This window comes from Serratia proteamaculans, from assembly GCF_008830365.1.
GTDB lineage: Bacteria > Pseudomonadota > Gammaproteobacteria > Enterobacterales > Enterobacteriaceae > Serratia > Serratia proteamaculans.
On sequence record NZ_WBKI01000003.1, the window covers coordinates 176,926 to 196,264 of the forward strand.

General features: G+C 54.9%; 16 protein-coding genes. 4 read left to right on the forward strand and 12 right to left on the reverse strand.

Annotated elements, in window-relative coordinates; genetic code table 11:
* The first annotated feature begins 119 nt into the window (after positions 1–119).
* Positions 120–1,022: a LysR family transcriptional regulator gene (locus F8R23_RS14260; RefSeq protein ID WP_261102882.1), complete on the forward strand. Its 903-nt coding sequence runs from the start codon at positions 120–122 to the stop codon at positions 1,020–1,022.
* Positions 1,023–1,325: 303 nt separating this feature from the next.
* On the opposite strand, the gene ispH is transcribed toward F8R23_RS14260, so the two are convergent.
* From ispH to ribF, 5 genes are read right to left on the reverse strand one after another with little or no spacing between them, the layout of a single operon-like run.
* A complete protein-coding gene (ispH, locus tag F8R23_RS14265) occupies positions 1,326–2,279 on the reverse strand; it encodes a 4-hydroxy-3-methylbut-2-enyl diphosphate reductase (RefSeq protein ID WP_099063125.1) in 954 nt (317 codons plus the stop codon).
* Positions 2,260–2,730: an FKBP-type peptidyl-prolyl cis-trans isomerase gene (gene fkpB, locus F8R23_RS14270; RefSeq protein WP_085120175.1), complete on the reverse strand. Its 471-nt coding sequence runs from the start codon at positions 2,728–2,730 to the stop codon at positions 2,260–2,262. The genes ispH and fkpB overlap by 20 nt, the downstream gene beginning before the upstream one ends.
* A gap of 1 nt (position 2,731) precedes the next feature.
* On the reverse strand, positions 2,732–3,241 hold the full coding sequence (gene lspA, locus F8R23_RS14275) for a signal peptidase II (RefSeq protein WP_099063126.1): 510 nt from the start codon (positions 3,239–3,241) through the stop codon (positions 2,732–2,734).
* Positions 3,241–6,057, reverse strand: a complete 2,817-nt coding sequence (gene ileS, locus F8R23_RS14280) for an isoleucine--tRNA ligase (RefSeq protein WP_151415736.1) — start codon at positions 6,055–6,057, stop codon at positions 3,241–3,243. Before ileS ends, lspA begins: the two co-directional genes overlap by 1 nt.
* A 32-nt stretch (positions 6,058–6,089) precedes the next feature.
* Complete coding sequence (gene ribF / locus F8R23_RS14285; protein WP_099063128.1) at positions 6,090–7,028, reverse strand: bifunctional riboflavin kinase/FAD synthetase; 939 nt, start codon at positions 7,026–7,028, stop codon at positions 6,090–6,092.
* Between the two features lie 390 nt (positions 7,029–7,418).
* Between ribF and rpsT the strand changes: the two genes are divergently transcribed.
* Positions 7,419–7,682, forward strand: a complete 264-nt coding sequence (rpsT, locus tag F8R23_RS14300; RefSeq protein ID WP_037420676.1) for a 30S ribosomal protein S20 — start codon at positions 7,419–7,421, stop codon at positions 7,680–7,682.
* A 67-nt stretch (positions 7,683–7,749) separates the two neighbouring features.
* Here the strand turns inward: rpsT and nhaR are convergent, their stop codons facing one another.
* The 4 genes from nhaR to dnaK form a co-directional block, all read right to left on the reverse strand.
* A complete protein-coding gene (nhaR, locus tag F8R23_RS14305; RefSeq protein ID WP_004950031.1) occupies positions 7,750–8,649 on the reverse strand; it encodes a transcriptional activator NhaR in 900 nt (299 codons plus the stop codon).
* Positions 8,650–8,842: 193 nt separating this feature from the next.
* Positions 8,843–10,009: a Na+/H+ antiporter NhaA gene (nhaA, locus tag F8R23_RS14310; protein ID WP_129937903.1), complete on the reverse strand. Its 1,167-nt coding sequence runs from the start codon at positions 10,007–10,009 to the stop codon at positions 8,843–8,845.
* 237 nt (positions 10,010–10,246) lie between these two features.
* On the reverse strand, positions 10,247–11,377 hold the full coding sequence (gene dnaJ, locus F8R23_RS14315) for a molecular chaperone DnaJ (RefSeq protein ID WP_099063131.1): 1,131 nt from the start codon (positions 11,375–11,377) through the stop codon (positions 10,247–10,249).
* A 106-nt stretch (positions 11,378–11,483) separates the two neighbouring features.
* Positions 11,484–13,397 (reverse strand): molecular chaperone DnaK, encoded by a 1,914-nt coding sequence (gene dnaK / locus F8R23_RS14320; protein ID WP_085120168.1) that lies wholly within the window; start codon positions 13,395–13,397, stop codon positions 11,484–11,486.
* Positions 13,398–13,721: 324 nt separating this feature from the next.
* On the opposite strand from dnaK, the gene satP reads away from it, so the two are divergent.
* Positions 13,722–14,321 carry an acetate uptake transporter gene (satP, locus tag F8R23_RS14325; protein ID WP_112348063.1) on the forward strand — a complete coding sequence of 200 codons (600 nt, stop codon included), beginning with the start codon at positions 13,722–13,724 and terminating at the stop codon, positions 14,319–14,321.
* A gap of 46 nt (positions 14,322–14,367) precedes the next feature.
* Here satP and F8R23_RS14330 read toward each other — a convergent pair whose 3' ends face one another.
* The 3 genes from F8R23_RS14330 to tal form a co-directional block, all read right to left on the reverse strand.
* Complete coding sequence (locus tag F8R23_RS14330; protein ID WP_129937904.1) at positions 14,368–15,675, reverse strand: MFS transporter; 1,308 nt, start codon at positions 15,673–15,675, stop codon at positions 14,368–14,370.
* A gap of 124 nt (positions 15,676–15,799) precedes the next feature.
* Positions 15,800–16,387, reverse strand: coding sequence for a molybdopterin adenylyltransferase (gene mog, locus F8R23_RS14335; RefSeq protein WP_129934205.1), 588 nt, complete (start codon positions 16,385–16,387; stop codon positions 15,800–15,802).
* 150 nt (positions 16,388–16,537) lie between these two features.
* Positions 16,538–17,491, reverse strand: coding sequence for a transaldolase (gene tal, locus F8R23_RS14340; RefSeq protein WP_085120165.1), 954 nt, complete (start codon positions 17,489–17,491; stop codon positions 16,538–16,540).
* Between the two features lie 381 nt (positions 17,492–17,872).
* Here tal and F8R23_RS14345 point away from each other — a divergent pair, with 381 nt between their 5' ends.
* Complete coding sequence (locus F8R23_RS14345; protein ID WP_129934203.1) at positions 17,873–19,297, forward strand: alanine/glycine:cation symporter family protein; 1,425 nt, start codon at positions 17,873–17,875, stop codon at positions 19,295–19,297.
* Positions 19,298–19,339 lie beyond the last annotated feature (42 nt).

Genomic DNA, 19,339 nt, shown 5'->3' on the forward strand with positions numbered 1-19,339 from the left:
GCCTCGCGATTTATCTGCTTCAGGCAATATAGAAGAGTTAATGCTATATTATTAGCCCGTATAATTAACAATCTTGGTTAAGTTGAACTTAACAAACTATGAGTAATATTCTAAAACGCATGGCCATTTTTTCTAAAGTTGTCGATTGCGGCGCATTCAGCATGGCAGCCAAAGAATTAGGCATTACGACCTCCGCCGTCAGCCAGCATATCCGCCAGCTGGAAAACGAGCTGGGCATTCAATTACTTCTGCGTTCTACTCGCTCACTGAGCCTGACCGAAGCCGGGCTGTGTTTTTATGAGGACTGTGTTCTGATGATCCATGCTGCCGAGCGGGGTCAACAGCGTATTGCCGCGCTACGCGGTGAACTGGCCGGTGAGTTGCGCGTCGCCACCTCGACGGAATTCGCCACCCATTATCTGGTGCCGGCGCTACAAAGCTTCCTTGATGAACACCCACGCATCACGCTGAGGCTGGAAATTCATGATGAAAAGATCGACCTGATAGGCCAGCGTATCGATCTGGCGATCCGCGGTGGCGTAATGGCAGATTCCAGCTACGTCTCTACCCGCCTGGCGCGCTTTCGTGAAGTGTTGTGCGCCTCACCGGCCTACCTTGCCGGCCATGGCATACCGGATACCCCACAGGCATTAACACACCATCAATGGGTCACTTTTACCCCGTTGGGGAACCCGCAGTTTGTTCGCCTGCTCCACCCTAACGGCGACGAGCATCGGTTGCGCATGACCGGACGTTTATTTACCAATAACGGTATGGCGATGAAAGAATTGGCGCTGGCTGGCAAGGGGATCATCCGTAATTTCTTCGTTAACGTTGAAAATGAATTGTGCCGGGGCGACCTGGTCGAGGTGTTACCGGATTGGCGATTACCGGATATTAATTGCTACGCGATTATGCCGCGTCGGGACAGCCAGCCATTAAAGGTTCGCCGTTTACTCGAGCATATGAAAATCCATTTACAGAAAAAAGAGAAGAATTCCGTAGGCCAGTTACGAACTTAATAAAATAAGAAACATCTGTAACGACGATTTATTTAGTTATTTAACTTTTCAGCCGATTGCTGACCAGCACCAGAGTTTATTTAGATCGCAGCCTAATGATATTAACCTTAATAACTTCCTCGTTGCCTATATAAGCATTTACTCCGTCATTAATTCAAATTGTCAGAACGAATTTGACTTTAAGTAACAGAAAATTTGAATCAGTTCTCTCTCCCACACCTTTTTAATACTTTCACTGCCTGATACCGATCCCAAAAAAAACGGGAAGCCAAAGCTCCCCGCTATTTTATTTATGTCCGATGCTTAATCGACCTGTTTGATATCAACCCGCAGCTCTTTCGGCACTTCGAACACGATGTTCTCTTCACGGCCACTGACTTCCTGCACGTTGACACCGCCCAGCGCTTTCAGGCGACTGATCACGTCCTGCACCAATACGTCTGGTGCCGATGCCCCGGCGGTAACCCCGATATTACTAGCATCCTTCAGCCAGGCTTCCTGAATGTCTGCCGCAGAGTCGATCAGGTACGCCGGCTTACCCACGCGTTGAGCCAGCTCCGCCAGACGGTTAGAGTTAGAAGAGTTCTTCGACCCCACTACCAGAACCACATCCGCATCCCCGGCCAGGTTGCGCACCGCTTCCTGACGGTTGGTGGTGGCGTAGCAGATGTCGTCCTTACGCGGCCCGATAATGCTCGGGAAGCGCTTGCGCAGGGCATCAATCACGTCAGAAGTGTCGTCCACCGACAGCGTGGTTTGTGTCATAAAGCACAGGTTACTTTCATCTTTCACCTGTAGCTTCCCCACGTCGTCCGGTGACTCCACCAGATACATGCCGCCCTTCGGGTTGCTGTACTGGCCCATGGTGCCTTCCACTTCCGGGTGGCCCGCATGGCCGATCAGGATCGCTTCGGTGCCACGGCGGCTGGCTCGCGCCACCTCCATATGCACCTTGGTTACCAGCGGGCAGGTGGCGTCAAACAGCATGGTCAAATCGCGCGCTTTGGCTTCGGCCCGAACGGCCTGGGAAACCCCGTGCGCCGAGAAGATCAGAATCGACCCGTCCGGCACTTCGGTAATTTCCTCGATAAATACCGCCCCACGCTCACGCAGGCTGTCCACCACGTAGCGGTTATGCACCACTTCGTGACGCACGTAGATAGGCGCGCCGTAAATTTCCAGCGCGCGTTCAACGATACTGATCGCACGATCAACCCCGGCGCAAAAACCACGTGGGTTAGCCAGCAATATTTGCATGCGTCTCCTCCTGCTGCGGGTCAATCTCCAGCACTTCAATATCGAAGGTCACCGGATGGCCCGCCAGCGGATGGTTGAAATCAACGGTAATCGAATCTTCCGCCACCTCGCGCACCACACCCGGCATTTCGCTGCCGTTGACGGCGGTAAACAGCATGATGGTGCCCGCGTCCGGTACCCCGGTTTCCGCGAAGTCACGGCGTGAGAAGAACTGGACCAGGTCCGGGTTTTCTTCGCCGAACGCCGCTTCCGGTTGCAGGGTAAAGGCGCACTTGTCGCCCGCACTCAGACCAAGCAACTGTGCTTCCAGCGGCTCGGACAGGCTGCCGTCACCCAGTCGGAACAGCGCCGGTTTACCGTTGCTGCGGGTGGATTCTGCGGTTGAACCGTCTTCCAGTTTCAACGTGAAGTGAACCAGCACTTCGCTATCGCCCTTAATCTGAGCCGTCATATTACTCACCTTTGCTCTTTGCACTTTTGTTCGCCGGCGATAAAAAGCCTTCCAGTACGATCATCGCCGCCCCCACGCAGATAAAGCTATCCGCCAGGTTGAAGGTCGGGTAGTGCCAGCCGCCCACGTAGAAGTCGATAAAATCGACCACGAAGCCGTGCCACAAGCGATCGAACAGGTTGCCGAGCGCACCGCCAATAATAAAGGCATAGGCGATGTTGTTCAGCTTTTGCTGCGCCGAACTGCGGTACATCATCACCAGCAGCACCGCCACGATAGCGACGGCGATACCGGCGAAGAACCAGCGCTGCCACCCGCCGTGATCGGCCAGGAAACTGAACGCGGCACCGTAGTTGCGCGCATAGAACAGATTGAACGACGGGATCAGCGGCTGGGACTGGCCCAGCACGAAGTTACCGAGGATCCACTGTTTGCTGGCAAAATCCAGCACCAGCACCACCACTACCAACCACAGCCAGCGTAAGCCGGTCGAACAAATAGGTTTACTCATTAGGCAAATTTACGCTTTTCACCGTCACCGGCTACGTTGATCACACAGCGGCCGCAGAGATCTGCATGTTCCGCCACCAGGCCGATATCGGTGGTGTAATGCCAGCAGCGCGGGCACTTCTCACCTTCTGCGGTGCTGAAGGCGATTTTCAGACCTTTCACCTGTTCTGACGCTTGGGCATCCGCCGGCGCATCGGCCAGAGGTGCAACGCGCGCCGCCGAAGTCAGCAGCACAAAGCGCAGCTCATCCTGCAGGCTGTTGAGACGCTCAGCCAGTTCGCTATCGGCATACAGCGTTACCGCGGCCTCCAGCGAGCCACCAAGGCGTTTATCGGCACGCGCCTGCTCCAGTACCTTGTTCACTTCGCCGCGCACTTTCAGCAGCTCGGCCCAGAAGCTATCGTTCATGCCTTCGCCTTCAGCCAGACCGAACAGGCCGTCGTACCACTCTTCAGTGAACACGTACTGCGCGCGTTTGCCCGGCAGGAAAGCCCAGATTTCATCGGCTGTGAACGACATGATCGGTGCCATCCAGCGCACCAGCGCTTCTGCGATATGGAACAAGGCAGTCTGGCAGCTGCGGCGGGCGACGCTGTCGCTCTTCGCGGTGTACTGGCGGTCCTTGATGATATCCAGATAGAAGGAGCCCATCTCGACCGAACAGAACTGCATCAGGCGCTGTACCACTTCATGGAAATCATAGTTGGCGTAAGCCTGTTCGATATCCTGCTGCGCCGCCAGTGCGCGGCCCACAGCCCAGCGATCCAGTACTACCATCTCTTCCGGTGCCACGCAGTCGGTGCTCGGCTCAAACCCGTTCAGGTTGGCCAGCAGGAAGCGCGCGGTGTTACGGATACGACGATAAGAATCGGCAGAGCGTTTCAGGATCTCATCTGACACCGCGATCTCGCCGGTGTAGTCGGTAGAGGCTACCCACAGACGCAGGATGTCGCCGCCCAGCTTGTTCATCACGTCTTGTGGACTGATGGTGTTGCCGATCGACTTGGACATCTTGCGGCCCTGACCGTCCACGGTGAAACCATGGGTCAGAACTTCTTTATACGGCGCCTTGCCTTTCATCGCGGTGGAGATCATCAGTGATGACATAAACCAGCCGCGGTGTTGGTCAGAACCTTCCAGATACATGTCGGCACCATGACCATTGAACTCAGGGCGCACGTCGACCACGGAAGAGTGGGTCGAACCGGAGTCGAACCATACGTCCAGGGTATCAGGCACTTTCACGTAGTCGGCAGCATCCGCACCGAGAATATCGGCCGCGTCCAGATCCCACCAGGCCTGAATACCGTCCTGCTCAACGCGCTTGGCCACTTCTTCCATCAGCTCGACGCTACGTGGGTGCAGTTGCTCAGTGTCTTTGTGCACGAACAGTGACATCGGTACGCCCCAGGTACGCTGACGCGAAATACACCAGTCCGGACGGTTGGCGACCATGGTTTCGATACGTGCCTGACCCCACTCAGGGATCCACTGCACGCCTTTGATCTCTTCCAGTGACTGCTTGCGCAGGCCTTTCTGATCCATGCTAATGAACCACTGAGGCGTAGCACGGAAGATGATCGGCGTTTTGTGGCGCCAGCAGCATGGGTAGCTGTGAACCAGTTTTTCCACGTGCAGCAGTGCGCCTTTCTCACGCAGCAGCTCAACGATCAGATCGTTGGCCTTGAAAACAAACTTGCCATCCAGCAGCGGATGGGTGCCGGTCAGGTAGCAGCCGTTCGGCCCCACCGGGTTGGCGATTTCCAAACCGTATTTCTGGCTGATGACAAAGTCATCCGGACCGTGACCGCCTGCGGTGTGTACCGCACCGGTACCGGCATCCAGCGTCACGTGCTCACCCATGATCGCCGGCACATCGAAGCCCATGAACGGGTGTTCGAAACGCATCAGTTCCAGATCGGCACCTTTGCAGCCGCCCAACACTTCCCAATGGGTAATGCCGGCGCGCTTCATCACGCTTTCCACCAGTTCGGCCGCCAGGATCAGGCATTGGCCTTCAACCTGAACCAACTGATACGCAAATTCAGGGTGCAGCGAGATGGCGCGGTTAGCCGGCAGCGTCCACGGGGTGGTGGTCCAGATAACCAAAGAAACCGGACCGTTAAAGTTGGCCACGGCAAACTTGGCCGCCACGGCAGCCGCGTCAACCGCGTGGAAAGCCACATCAATAGACGGCGAAGTTTTGTCGTAATACTCAACTTCCGCTTCCGCCAGTGAAGAACGGCAATCGGTACACCAGTGCACCGGCTTGGCACCTTTCAACAGGTGGCCATTGCTGATGATTTTACCCAGCGCGCGGATAATATTGGCTTCGGTTTTGAAGTCCATGGTCAGGTACGGGTGATCCCAGTCCCCCAGCACGCCCAGACGGATGAAGTCTTTCTTCTGACCTTCAACCTGTTCTGCGGCGTACTCACGGCACTTGATACGGAATTCTGCCGCGGTGAGTTTTTCACCCGGCTTGCCGTACAGTTGCTCGACCTTCAGTTCGATCGGCAAGCCGTGGCAGTCCCAACCCGGAATGTAAGGCGAGTCGAAACCGGACATCCCTTTCGACTTGATAATAATGTCTTTGAGAATCTTGTTAACCGAGTGACCAATGTGAATGCTGCCATTCGCATACGGAGGGCCGTCATGCAGAATGAAGGATTTTTTGCCCTTTTTGGCAGTACGAATAATCCCGTACAGATCCTGTTCATACCAACGTTGCAGCATGCCAGGTTCACGCTTGGCCAGATCGCCACGCATCGGGAACCCTGTTTCCGGCAAGTTCAGGGTATTCTTGTAGTCACTCATTAGATTCTCGGTTCCGTTTTCGGCTATAGAGATTAAACCGGTGTCTGTAGCCCGAAGAACTTCCGGGCCGTCACCACATCATTGGCGATTTGCTGCTTCAGCGCATCGAGCGAAGCAAAACGCTGTTCATTGCGCAATTTCGCGCGGAGCACCACGTCAATATGGCGCCCGTAAAGATCCATTGTGACATCCAGCAGATGGACTTCCAGCTGCTGTCGCACGCCGGCAACGGTTGGGCGTGTACCAATATTGGCCACGCCGGGGAGCGGTTCAGGCCCCAGGCCATAAACTTCTACCGCATAGACCCCTTTCACCGGGGCAACCAGGCGTTTCAGCGGCAGGTTGGCGGTGGGAAAACCGATGGTACGGCCCAGTTCATCGCCGTGCACCACCCGACCAGAAATACTGTACGGGTGGCCCAGCAGCGTTTCGGCCAATGCCAGGTCGTCATCGCGCAGCGCATTGCGAATCGCCGTGCTGCTGATACGTTGATCGCCCTCGCGGAAGGTCGGCGTGCTGATCACTTCAAAACCATATTCTTTACCGGCTTTTTGCAATAGCGGAAAATCGCCCTGGCGGGTAGCGCCAAAGCGAAAATCATCCCCGACCATCAGGAATTTCACCCCCAGTTTCTCCACCAACAGTTCGGCAACGAAAGCCTGCGCCGTGTTGGCAGCGAAACGCGGGTCGAACTTGACGCACAACAGGTAGTCAACACCCGCCTGCGCCAGGTATTTGGCCTTGTCACGCAAACGCGTGAGACGGGCCGGTGCCTTGTCCGCTGCAAACATTTCCAGCGGCTGCGGCTCAAAGATCATGACCATCACTGGCAGCCCGAGGCGGTGCCCCTCTTGTTTCAGCTGCTCCAGCAACGCTTGGTGACCGCGGTGTACGCCGTCAAAGTTGCCGATGGTGAGCACGCAACCATGGTGGCGTGCCCGGATATTGTGAATGCCGCGAATTAGCTCCATAGCTGGCTCAAAACAGTGGAAATCGCCGGATTATACCTTGTACAGCGGTTAAGGTTAACCCGCGATTGGTGCCTTTATGTAATAGACATACCATACCGGAGATAATCTGCAGGTGAAACGCCCTAACCGCAGTTTATCCGGCGACACAAAGCTGATTATCGACCGCGACCAACAGCTTGCGGCCAATACGGCAACTCATTGGCGAATTTTCTCGCGAAACACTGTATTCCCATGACCGAAGCTGGTAAAATCCTGCCCCATCACAACGTAGCAAGTGCCGCCAGTACAAACGGCGCTTATTTGCACAAATCCGTTGACAAACGAAGACTAAAAGGGGATATTCCTCGGCCTTCGAATTGTCCTCAATAGAATATATTTGGGAGTTGGACCTTGGCTAATATCAAATCAGCTAAGAAACGCGCCGTACAGTCTGAGAAACGTCGTAAGCACAACGCTAGCGGCCGCTCAATGATGCGTACCTACATCAAGAAAGTAGAAGTTGCTATCGCAACTGGCGACAAAGAAGCTGCAAAAAATGCATTCCTCGTGATGCAACCAATCGTGGACCGCAAGGCAGCTAAAGGCCTGATCCACAAAAATAAAGCTGCACGCCATAAGTCAAATCTGACTGCGCGTATCAACGCAATGCAATAAGCATTACGTTGTCAGCTTGATAAAAAAACCGGCTTAGGCCGGTTTTTTTACGTCTGCAATACCCGCTCTAGTAAGCAAACAACGCAGAGAAGTCCTTGTTACACACCCGCTGTACCGCCGGATGCTGGATCATGCGCTCGGCAAAGATGATGTAGTACTCTTCCTGCACGCTATCAATACGCCCAATCTCCACCACGTCATCATCGTTATAGGTATCCTGCGCATACAGCGTCGGTGCAACGAAGATCGCGTTGTGGTACATGCCGAAGGTCTTCATCAGGGCCGCATCATCAAATTCGCCCAGGATCTCGACCTGAATGCCCTGGGTGTTAAACCAGTTCAGTAATTTACGGCCCAGCATCGAACGCCGACCGGGGATCAGCAATTTTCGCTGTTCCAGGCAAGCGGGGAACGGCAGATCTGGCGCCGGCTGGCGGCAAAAGAAGCTGATGCCGCATTCACCCAGCTTGAGCGAGAACAACCCTTCCTGCTGGCTGGAGTCCACCGGGCAGTCTGACAGGATCATGTCAAGCTTATGCTGACTGAGCTGTTCCAGCAGCATCTCGTGCGTCGACTCGAAACAACGCAGGTGAATTTGCTCATTATCCACCACTACCGCCGTCTCCAGCACCTGGCTCACCAAACGTTTGGACAGCGCATCCGCAACCCCGACGTCGAACAACAGGTTAGATTCCTTGCGGTAATTAACGATATCCAGCATTTCCTGGCTGAGCATAAACATCTTGTCGGCATAGCGGAAAACCAGTTGCCCCAATTCGGATGGCACCAGCCCACGCCCCTGACGCTTGAACAGCTTGCCGTCCAAACGTTCTTCCAGCGCTTTGATCTGGCCGGTGATGGTCTGCGGTGTCAGAAATAAGGCTTCGGCGGCGCCGACCACCGAACCTTCCTTGCAGACCTGCCAGAAGTAGTAAAGGTGATTAAAGTTGATATGCGACATCCTCACGAGGTGCTCTCCTTAACATTTCGTCATGGCGGCGATCGGCCGTGACGAGCGACTAATGTCCTTTCCCTGTTTCAGACAATCTGTTGCTGCATTCGTCCCAAACAGAACGGCCGAAGCTGTGCATATTTTATCCTGCACAGCTCCGACCAGCTATTGTAGAGTGTCCCCACGAACAGGGGATCCCCTAAAAGGGTTATCTGACTCGCGGTAACGACATACGCAACAGACCGTACCCGACCACCGCCGCCGTGGTTGATCCAATCAGAATGCCCAGCCGCGAATAGGTGCTTAGTACAACATCCGCATCGCCAAACGCCAGCGAAGCGATAAAGATCGACATGGTAAAACCAATACCACAGAGCACGGAAACGGCAAACACCTGTTTGAAACCAATTCCTTCAGGCAGCTTGGCAATACCCAGTTTCACCGCCAACAGGCTGAAAGTGAAGATACCCAACGGCTTACCGATAAACAGGCCCGCTGCGATGCCCACCGGCAACAGTGAGGTCAGCCCGCTCAGTGACACGCCCTGCAATGAAACCCCGGCGTTGGCAAAAGCAAACAACGGCAGTATCAGGAACGCCACCCACGGATGCAGCTCATGCTCCAGTGTTTCTGACGGTGACGGCCCCTTCTTCACGTTCAGCGGGATCATAAAGCCGATGATGACCCCGGCCAGCGTCGCATGTACCCCGGACTTGAGGATAGCGACCCACAGGACCAGACCGACTATCATATACAACGAGGTCTTGCCCACGCCGCGCCAGTTCATAAATGCCAGCACGGCGATAGATGCCGCCGCCACGCCCAACGCCGCCATCGAGACTTCGTGGGTATAGAACAGCGCGATAATCACGATCACACCCAGGTCGTCGATGATCGCCAGCGCCAACAGGAACACCTTCAGGCTGGTTGGCACGCGGTTACCCAGCAGCGCCATCACCCCGAGGGCAAAGGCAATATCGGTCGCAGCCGGGATCGCCCATCCCTGACGGGTTACCTCATCCGCCCCGTTGAACATCAGATAAATCAAAGCCGGTGCCAGCATGCCGCCCAATGCGGCAATCGCCGGGAACACCGCCTTGTCACGCCCGGCCAATGACCCCTGCATCAGCTCACGCTTGACCTCCAGCCCGACCACCAGGAAAAAGATCGCCATCAGGCCATCGTTAATCCACAACAGCAACGGCTTGGCAATCTCCAGTGAGGACACTTTTACCATTACCGGTAAATTGAGGAAGGTGTGATAAATCCCCTGGGCTGGGGTATTGGCCATGATCAACGCGATAATCGCGGCTACGATCAGGATAATGCCGCCCGCGGCTTCCTGACGTAAAAATTGACGAATGATGTTGGTCACAATACGTCTCTCCAGAGCAGCGCAAGGCATAGACGGCCCTGCAGACAAAGTAATGGAATGAGTATAGACGGCGAATCACTTCGATAAAATACGTTTATAAATGCTTAAAACATCGTAAAAACCGAGCAATAAGGGATGTATGTCACGCTTTTATTAGGGTTATTAGACGAGTCAGAACCAATAAAAAACCCCGGTTTTGACGCCGGGGTTATGCAGTACGCTAACGGAAACAGCAGTTTAACGCGTCAGGTCATCAAAAAACTTTTTCACCCCGTCGAAGAAGCTCTTCGAACGCGGGCTGTTTTTGTCACCAGAAGGGCCACCCAGGCTCTCTTCCAATTCCTTCAGCAATTGCTTCTGCTTGTCGTTCAGGTTAACCGGGGTTTCGACCACCACACGGCACAGCAGGTCACCCTGGCTGCCACCACGTACCGATTTAACACCCTTGCCGCGCATGCGGAACAGTTTACCCGTCTGCGTCTCTGCCGGTACTTTCAGCTTCACACGGCCATCCAGCGTCGGAACTTCAATCTCGCCGCCCAATGCCGCCATCGCGAAGTTAATCGGCACTTCACAGTACAGGTTATTGCCTTCACGCTCGAAGATCGGGTGCGCTTTCACCTGAACCTGAACATACAGATCGCCTGCCGGCGCGCCGTGCTCACCCGCTTCACCCTCACCCGCCAGGCGGATGCGGTCACCGGTATCAACGCCGGCCGGGATTTTCACCGACAGCGTTTTGGCTTTCTCTACCCGGCCGTGGCCGTGGCAGCTATTGCAAGGGTCTTTGATAATCTGACCGCGACCATGACAGTGCGGACAAGCCTGCTGCACGGTAAAGAAGCCCTGGCGCATCTGCACCTGGCCCTGCCCGTGACAGGTTGGACAGGTCACCGGCGAGCTGCCTGGCTTCGCGCCGCTGCCGTGGCAAACGTCACACTCTTCCAGCGTCGGGATGCGGATCTCTTTGGTCACGCCACGAACAGCTTCCTCGAGGGACAGCTCCATGTTGTAGCGCAGATCGGAACCGCGGCTGGCGCGCTGACGGCGGCCACCACCGAAGATGTCGCCAAATACGTCGCCAAAGATATCGCTGAACTCAGCACCGCCACCACCAAACCCGCCGCCGCCGCCCATACCGCCCTGTTCAAAGGCTGCATGGCCGTATTGATCGTAGGCCGCACGCTTTTGACTGTCGGTCAGGATTTCGTACGCTTCCTTGATCTCTTTAAACTTGGCTTCGGCGTCTTGCTCCTGATTGCGGTCAGGATGGTATTTCATCGCCAGGCGTTTATACGCCTTTTTGATCTCACGTTCTTCCGCCGTCTTGGAGACGCCGAGAATCTCGTAATAGTCTTTCTTCGCCATTATTTCTGTAACCCTTAACATGCGTGCACGGGCGTAGAGTTGCCTCGACGCCCGTGCTGGTTTGCGGTAACGGCCTCTCGGCCGTTCCGTGCCCGCTTAAGGGCGATTATTTTTTGTCTTTAACTTCTTCGAACTCAGCATCAACCACGTCGTCGTCTTTCTGCGCCGCGTTGTCAGCACCGGCATCAGCACCTTGCTGAGCCTGCTGCGCCTGAGCCATTTCCAGCAGCTTGCCGGAAACCTGCACCAGAGCCTGGGTCTTCGCTTCGATCTCGGCTTTATCTTCGCCTTTAACCGCCACTTCCAGATCTTTCAGCGCCGCTTCGATAGCCGTTTTGTCTTCTGCCGGCAGTTTGTCGCCCGCTTCTTCCAACTGCTTACGGGTGCCGTGGATCAGGTGGTCAGCCTGGTTACGGGTCTGCACGAGCTCTTCGAACTTACGGTCCGCTTCGGCGTTCAGTTCAGCATCACGCACCATTTTCTGGATTTCTTCTTCGTTCAGACCAGAAGAAGCCTTGATGGTGATTTTCTGCTCACGGCCAGTATTCTTGTCTTTGGCAGACACGTGCAGAATACCGTCGGCGTCGATGTCGAAGGTCACTTCGATTTGCGCCATACCGCGTGCAGCAGCCTGGATGCCGTCCAGGTTGAACTGGCCCAGTGACTTGTTATCGTTAGCGCGTTTACGCTCACCCTGCAGCACGTGGATGGTTACCGCAGACTGGTTGTCTTCAGCGGTAGAGAACACCTGGCTGTGCTTGGTCGGGATAGTGGTGTTTTTGGTGATCAGCGGAGTCATCACGCTGCCCATGGTTTCGATACCCAGCGACAGCGGGGTAACGTCCAGCAGCAGAACGTCCTTCACATCACCGGCCAACACGCCGCCCTGTACCGCAGCACCCACCGCAACGGCTTCGTCCGGGTTAACGTCTTTACGCGGTTCTTTACCGAAGAAGTCAGCAACTTTCTTCTGAACCATTGGCATACGGGTCTGGCCGCCCACCAGGATCACGTCCTGAATGTCGGAAACCGACAGGCCTGCGTCTGTCAGAGCCACTTTCAGCGGCTCGATAGAACGCGCAACCAGATCTTCTACCAGCGACTCGAGTTTTGCACGGGTCACTTTGATGTTCATGTGTTTTGGACCGCTCGCATCTGCAGTGATGTACGGCAGGTTAACGTCGGTCTGCTGAGCGGAAGACAGTTCAATCTTCGCTTTCTCAGCGGCTTCTTTCAGACGCTGCATCGCCAACGGATCTTTGCGCAGATCGAAACCTTGTTCTTTCTTGAATTCGTCCACCAGGTAGTTGATCAGGCGGCTGTCGAAGTCTTCACCACCCAGGTGGGTATCACCGTTGGTTGCCAGAACTTCGAAGGTTTTTTCGCCGTCAACTTCGTCGATTTCGATAATAGAGATATCGAAAGTACCGCCACCCAGGTCATAAACGGCGATGGTACGGTTACCGACTTCTTTGTCCAGGCCGTAAGCCAGGGCTGCAGCGGTCGGTTCGTTGATGATACGTTTTACTTCCAGACCTGCGATACGGCCGGCGTCTTTGGTCGCCTGACGCTGGGCATCGTTGAAGTAAGCAGGTACGGTGATAACCGCTTCAGTTACCGGTTCGCCCAGGTAATCTTCAGCCGTTTTCTTCATTTTCTTCAACACTTCAGCAGAGATCTGCGGAGGTGCTACACGCTGGCCTTTCACTTCGACCCATGCGTCGCCGTTATCAGCAGCCACAATTTTGTACGGCATGATGTCTTTATCACGCTGTGCTTCTTCATCCTGGAAGCGACGGCCAATCAGGCGCTTGATCGCAAACAGGGTGTTTTGTGGGTTAGTCACAGCCTGACGCTTAGCAGGCTGGCCAACCAGAATTTCACCATCCTGGGTATATGCGATGATCGAAGGTGTAGTACGGTCGCCTTCGCTGTTTTCCAGCACGCGCGCTTTACCACCATCCATAATTGCTACACAAGAGTTGGTAGTACCCAGGTCGATACCAATAATTTTGCCCATCTAAACGTCTCCACTAATAAATTCATATTCGGTCAGGTTGCTAACCTATATGTGGGCAATTTTTTGTTTTTCAACTGCCCGACATTTCAGTCTTAGCCGCGGTCAGCAACTGCGGTTGCAAATAAGATGGGGCCATACCATCCAGCATCAAGGGGCAGGGCAAAAAAAAATTCGTTTTTATCGTCACTCAGATCATTGTTTCCTGTTCTGGGGATCATTATGATGCCGCGCGCTCTGATGGAAGTTAGGGTTTTTTCGGCCATTCAGACCATTTATGAATTTACCTATCCATTTTCGTTAAAATTCTGTTATCGCAGAGGACATATGCACACCAACAAGTTGGCAAATCCCGGCCCTCTCGGCCTGATGGGCTTCGGGATGACCACCGTCTTGCTGAACCTGCACAACGCGGGCTTTTTCCCATTGAACTCCGCCATCATCAGCATGGGGATTTTCTTCGGTGGACTGGCCCAGATTATGGCTGGCCTGCTGGAATACAAGAAAGGCAACACCTTCGGCATGACGGCCTTTATCTCTTACGGCAGCTTCTGGCTGAGCCTGGTCGGGCTGCTGCTGCTGCCACGCTTGGGGTTGGCTGAACCGACCGATGCCGGCGTACTGGGCATCTACCTGGCACTGTGGGGTGTCTTCACGCTATTTATGTTCTTCGGCACCTTGCGCGCCAACCGCGTGCTGCAGTTTGTGTTCGGCAGCCTGACGCTGCTGTTCGCCCTGCTGGCCATCGGCAACATCACCGGCAACCATGCGCTGCTGAACTTTGCCGGTTACGAAGGCATTATCTGCGGAGCCAGCGCCATTTATTTAGCCATGGCGGAAGTGCTCAACGAGCAGTTTGGCCGCACGGTGCTGCCAATTGGCGAGCCAAAGGTCAACAATGTTGAACCTATTCGGGCCGTGGCATAATTGCCGTTAGCCGGAAACAAGAAGCCCTGCGATTGCAGGGCTTTTTTTAGCTGTAGGTACCGGCTTGCTGCGCCTTGGTTTCGCTGTTCAGATCGCGATGCAGGTAAATTCCCAGCAGCAGCCCGATACCTGACAGCGCCAACACATAGTAAGCGGGTGCTAACGGGGTTAACTTCATGATCAACGTCACAAATATTGGGGTTAAACCACCAAAAATAGCGTATGCAACATTATATGAGAACGAAATCCCGGTAAACCGAACTTCCGCTGGAAAAGCCCTGACCATAACGTAGGGTACCGCACCCACTATGCCTACGCTGAAGCCCACCAGCGCATAGCAGGCGAACAACATTTCCGGGTGTTCACCCACTGTCCGATAAAATAACCAACTGCAACCGGCCAGCAGCAGGCTACCGATGATAAAGGTTTTACTGGCACCAAAGCGATCCGCCGACAGGCCCGCAATGATACAGCCGGCAATCAGCATAATGGTGGCAATGCTATTGGCCTGCAGCGACAGCGCCGGGGCGATACCAAACTGTTTTTGCAGATAGGTCGGGGTCATCAGGATCACCACCACAATACCGGCAGACAATAACCAGGTGAGCAGCATCGACACCACCACTTCCTTGCGATGATTGAGCACCACCGATTTCAGCGGCAACTCCTCAGCCAGGGCTTTACGCGCCTGCATTTCGATGAAGATCGGCGTTTCCTGTAGCCAGCGACGCAGGTACATCGCAACCAGACCGAAAATGCCGCCAAGCAGGAACGGAATACGCCAGCCCCCGTCAATAATGGTCTGTTGGCTGAGCGTGGTGTTGATCACGGTCGCCACCAGCGAGCCCAACAGGATGCCGACGGTCAGGCCGGCAGTGAGCGTGCCGCAGGCAAAACCGATGCGGCGACGCGGCACGTGTTCAGCAACAAACACCCAGGCCCCTGGCACTTCACCGCCGATCGCCGCCCCTTGCAGCACCCGCATCAGCAACAGCAACAGCGGTGCAGCAATGCCGATGCTGGCATAGGTCGGTAACAGACCCATCGCCAGCGTCGGCAGCGCCATCAGTAAGATACTCAGGCTGAACATTTTTTTGCGACCGACCAGATCGCCGAAGTGCGCCATCACGATGCCGCCCAACGGTCGGGCCAGGTAACCGGCGGCAAAAATGCCAAAGGTTTGCACCTGACGTAACCATTCAGGCATATCCGCCGGGAAGAACAGCTCGCCCATCACCGCCGCAAAGAAGACAAAAATGATGAAATCATAGAACTCCAGCGCACCGCCCAGGGCAGCTAACGTCAGAGTTTTGTAGTCTTGCCGGTTTAACCGGCGATTATTATCGTGAGGCATAGGGTACCGTCGGAGGAAACTGTAAAAATAAAAGCCATCGGCTTTCTGTAAACGAATCCTTACTATAACGGCAAATTATTTTCACACCAGATCGGCTAGCACTTATCTCACAAAAGGCTGAAATTTAGAGGTTTATCTCGCGACGCGCATTCTTCGGGCGAAATGCTGCTACCACTGCCGCCTCGGTTTCCACATAGGGTCCGTCAAGCAACTGAATGCAGTACGGCACGCTGGCAAAGATGCCATGCACCATCACCTTGCCCTGCTCGTCCTTAACCCCTTCCAGCGTCTCCTTGATCGACTTGGGCTGCCCCGGCAGGTTGATGATCAACGCCTGCTTGCGGACTGCCCCTACCTGACGTGAAAGAATTGCCGTTGGCACATAGTGTAGGCTGATCTGACGCATTTGCTCGCCAAAGCCAGGCATCACGCGATCGGCGATCGCCAGCGTGGCGTCAGGGGTCACGTCGCGGCGCGCCGGGCCGGTCCCCCCAGTGGTCAGCACCAAATGGCAGCCCATTTCATCCACCAGCTCACACAGGGTTTGTTCGATCAACGTCTGCTCATCGGGGATCAAGCGGGTTTCCAGTTTGAACGGGGTGGTCAGCGCGCCGCTCAGCCACTCTTCCAGCGCCGGGATACCTTTGTCCTGATAAACGCCGCCGGAAGCGCGGTCAGAAACAGAAACCAAACCAATACGTAATATGTCCATGCGTAACCTCTACAGCCTGATGGGGTTCGGACGGGTTCGCTTCCCGCCCTATTTTGAATCTTGAGAGTATAAAGTGTCTGCCTGCCGCCGGGATCTGCGGGCATAAAAAAAGGCGGCCTAAGCCACCTTTTTCTGCACTGATTGCCGCAATTACAGCAGATCGGCGATCATTTTTTCCAGCTTGCCCTGGTCTACGGCAAACTTGCGGATACCGTCGGTCAGTTTCTCAACGGCCATTGGATCCTGGTTGTGCTGCCAGTAGAACTCAGGTTCAGTCAAGGCTGCAGGACGCGCTTGCACTTCGCCGGTGTAGGCCAGTTTGCGCTCCAGGGTCCCTTCGCTCTCTGCCAGCTCTTTCAGCAGCGCAGGGGCGATGGTCAGACGGTCACAACCGGCCAGCTCGATGATTTCGCCGACGTTACGGAAGCTGGCACCCATCACCACGGTTTTGAAACCGTGCTGTTTGTAATACTGATAGATTTCGGTAACGGAAACCACACCCGGGTCTTCGTTTGGCGCGAACTCTTTCTTATCGCCATTGGCTTTGTACCAGTCGAGGATACGGCCAACAAACGGAGAAATCAGGAATACGCCGGCTTCGGCACAGGCACGAGCCTGAGCGAAGGAGAACAGCAGCGTCAGGTTACAGTTGATACCTTCTTTTTCCAGCTGCTCAGCAGCGCGGATACCCTGCCAGGTAGAAGCCAGTTTGATCAGAATGCGATCGTTGCTGATGCCAGCATCGTTGTACAGTTTGATCAGGCGCTTGGCCTTGGCAACGCTGGCCACGGTGTCGTAGGACAGGCGTGCGTCCACTTCGGTGGAGATACGGCCCGGAACCAGCTTCAGGATTTCCAGACCGATGTTAACGGCCAGCTTGTCGGCGGCATCGGCGATCTGCTGTTCGCGATCGCTGCTCTGCTCGCGCGCCCAGGCAATGGCTTCGTCAATCAGTTTGCGGTATTCAGGAATTTGGGCTGCATTGAGGATCAGCGAAGGGTTGGTCGTAGCATCTTGCGGTTGATACAGCTTCATAGCCGCGATATCGCCCGTATCTGCAACCACGGTGGTCAGTTGGCGCAGGGAAGTTAATTTATCGGTCATGTTGGCATTATCTCATCGTTTGTGCATGAACTTTTGGCATCGTTCAACCATGCCCTGCCCTGATAATAACATGCGCAAGGCCCGGTGCAAGGCTGGAAAATCGCGGCCCGGCGGCGCTGGTTTTATCCTTGAGCGAGCAACCGTTTACGCTGGTATCTTTCGTCATTCTCGAGCTGATGAAAAGGCAATAACGTGCTATCGATTGAATAAATTATGTTAAATTCGCGAAAATTAATGCAACCAGTCCCGGAATCTGAGAAAAATCTCAATTGCTTTGAACCGGGCTGATTTCAGCTAAGCTCTTGTAAAAATTCAATCAATCTATTTTCACCCGCGGTGGATGCGGCGCGGTGCGCAACAAATTTCAACAAGGAGGGATCCGTGACGGACCTGATGAATTTTATTAATAATATTTTGTGGGGTTCAGTACTGATTTATTTGCTGCTCGGTACCGGCATTTATTTCACCCTGCGCACCCGTTTTATCCAGGTCCGCCATTTCAGCCATATGTTCTCGGTGCTTAAGCACAGTAACAAAAGCGACAGCGCGGGGATCTCCTCCTTTCAAGCCTTGTGCACCACGCTGGCTGCACGGGTTGGCACCGGCAACCTGACCGGCGTGGCAATTGCCCTTACCGCCGGTGGCCCGGGTGCCATCTTCTGGATGTGGGTAGTGGCGTTTATCGGCATGGCCACCTCCTTTGTTGAAAGCACCCTGGCGCAGCTCTATAAAACCAAAGACCAACAAGGTAACTACCGTGGCGGCCCGGCTTACTATATGGAGAAAGGGTTGGGCATGCGCTGGATGGGCGTGATGTTCTCAATCTTCCTGATCATCGCCTTCGGCCTGGTGTTCAACGCCGTCCAGGCCAACTCCATCGCCCAGGCCTCCGCCGTCGCCTTCCACGCGAAACCACTGTATGTCGGTCTCGGCCTGGTAGTGCTGAGCGGTATCGTGATCTTCGGCGGCATTCGCTCCGTGGCCCGCGTGGCAGAATTGGTGGTGCCCGTGATGGCAGCAGTTTATTTACTGCTGGCCCTCTGGGTGATTGGCCATAACATTGAGCATATGCCGGCGATCCTCTCGCTGGTGGTTAAAAGCGCCTTCGGGCTGCAGGAAGCGGCAGCCGGTGCCGTCGGTTACGGCATTTCACAGGCGATGACCCAGGGTGTACAGCGTGGCCTGTTTTCCAACGAGGCCGGTATGGGCTCGGCACCTAATGCGGCGGCTTCCGCCTCACCTTACCCACCGCATCCGGCCTCGCAGGGCTATGTGCAGATGCTCGGGGTGTTTATCGATACCATCGTGATTTGCAGTGCAACCGCTGCGATCATTCTTTCTTCCGGCGTATTGGATCAGCCGGTGGCCAACATCAGCGGTATCGATATGACCCAGCGTGCACTGTCCACCGCCGTCGGCAGTTGGGGTTCGCCGTTTGTCGCTATCGCCATTTTCTTCTTCGCCTTTACCTCGATTATCGCCAACTATGCCTATGCCGAGAGCAATCTGCTGTTCCTGGAGCGCAACCACCCGGCCGGTCTGCTGATTTTCCGTTGCGCCGCACTGGGTATGGTGATGTTTGGTGCACTGGCCGAACTGCCGGTGGTGTGGAAAATGGCCGATACCTCAATGGCTTTGATGGCCATCACCAACCTGACGGCGATCCTGCTGTTGTCACGCGTGGCGCTGAAGTTGGCTAACGATTATCATCGCCAGAGAACGCTGGGAAGACTGCCCACTTTCGACGCCAACCGCTTCCCCGAGTTGAAATCCCAACTTGAACCGGGCGTGTGGGACAAAAATTAACTTTTGCGGGCGCGGCTGGCACGCGCCCTGCCTATCAGACCC

Coding starts and splice junctions, on each gene's coding strand:
- tal (WP_085120165.1), bottom strand. CDS start 17,491: ATGACCGATAAATTAACTTCCCTGCGCCAACTGACCACCGTGGTTGCA.
- F8R23_RS14330 (WP_129937904.1), bottom strand. CDS start 15,675: ATGCCTCACGATAATAATCGCCGGTTAAACCGGCAAGACTACAAAACT.
- dnaK (WP_085120168.1), bottom strand. CDS start 13,397: ATGGGCAAAATTATTGGTATCGACCTGGGTACTACCAACTCTTGTGTA.
- mog (WP_129934205.1), bottom strand. CDS start 16,387: ATGGACATATTACGTATTGGTTTGGTTTCTGTTTCTGACCGCGCTTCC.
- F8R23_RS14260 (WP_261102882.1), top strand. CDS start 120: ATGGCCATTTTTTCTAAAGTTGTCGATTGCGGCGCATTCAGCATGGCA.
- lspA (WP_099063126.1), bottom strand. CDS start 3,241: ATGAGTAAACCTATTTGTTCGACCGGCTTACGCTGGCTGTGGTTGGTA.
- ileS (WP_151415736.1), bottom strand. CDS start 6,057: ATGAGTGACTACAAGAATACCCTGAACTTGCCGGAAACAGGGTTCCCG.
- satP (WP_112348063.1), top strand. CDS start 13,722: ATGCACACCAACAAGTTGGCAAATCCCGGCCCTCTCGGCCTGATGGGC.
- dnaJ (WP_099063131.1), bottom strand. CDS start 11,377: ATGGCGAAGAAAGACTATTACGAGATTCTCGGCGTCTCCAAGACGGCG.
- ispH (WP_099063125.1), bottom strand. CDS start 2,279: ATGCAAATATTGCTGGCTAACCCACGTGGTTTTTGCGCCGGGGTTGAT.
- fkpB (WP_085120175.1), bottom strand. CDS start 2,730: ATGACGGCTCAGATTAAGGGCGATAGCGAAGTGCTGGTTCACTTCACG.
- ribF (WP_099063128.1), bottom strand. CDS start 7,028: ATGGAGCTAATTCGCGGCATTCACAATATCCGGGCACGCCACCATGGT.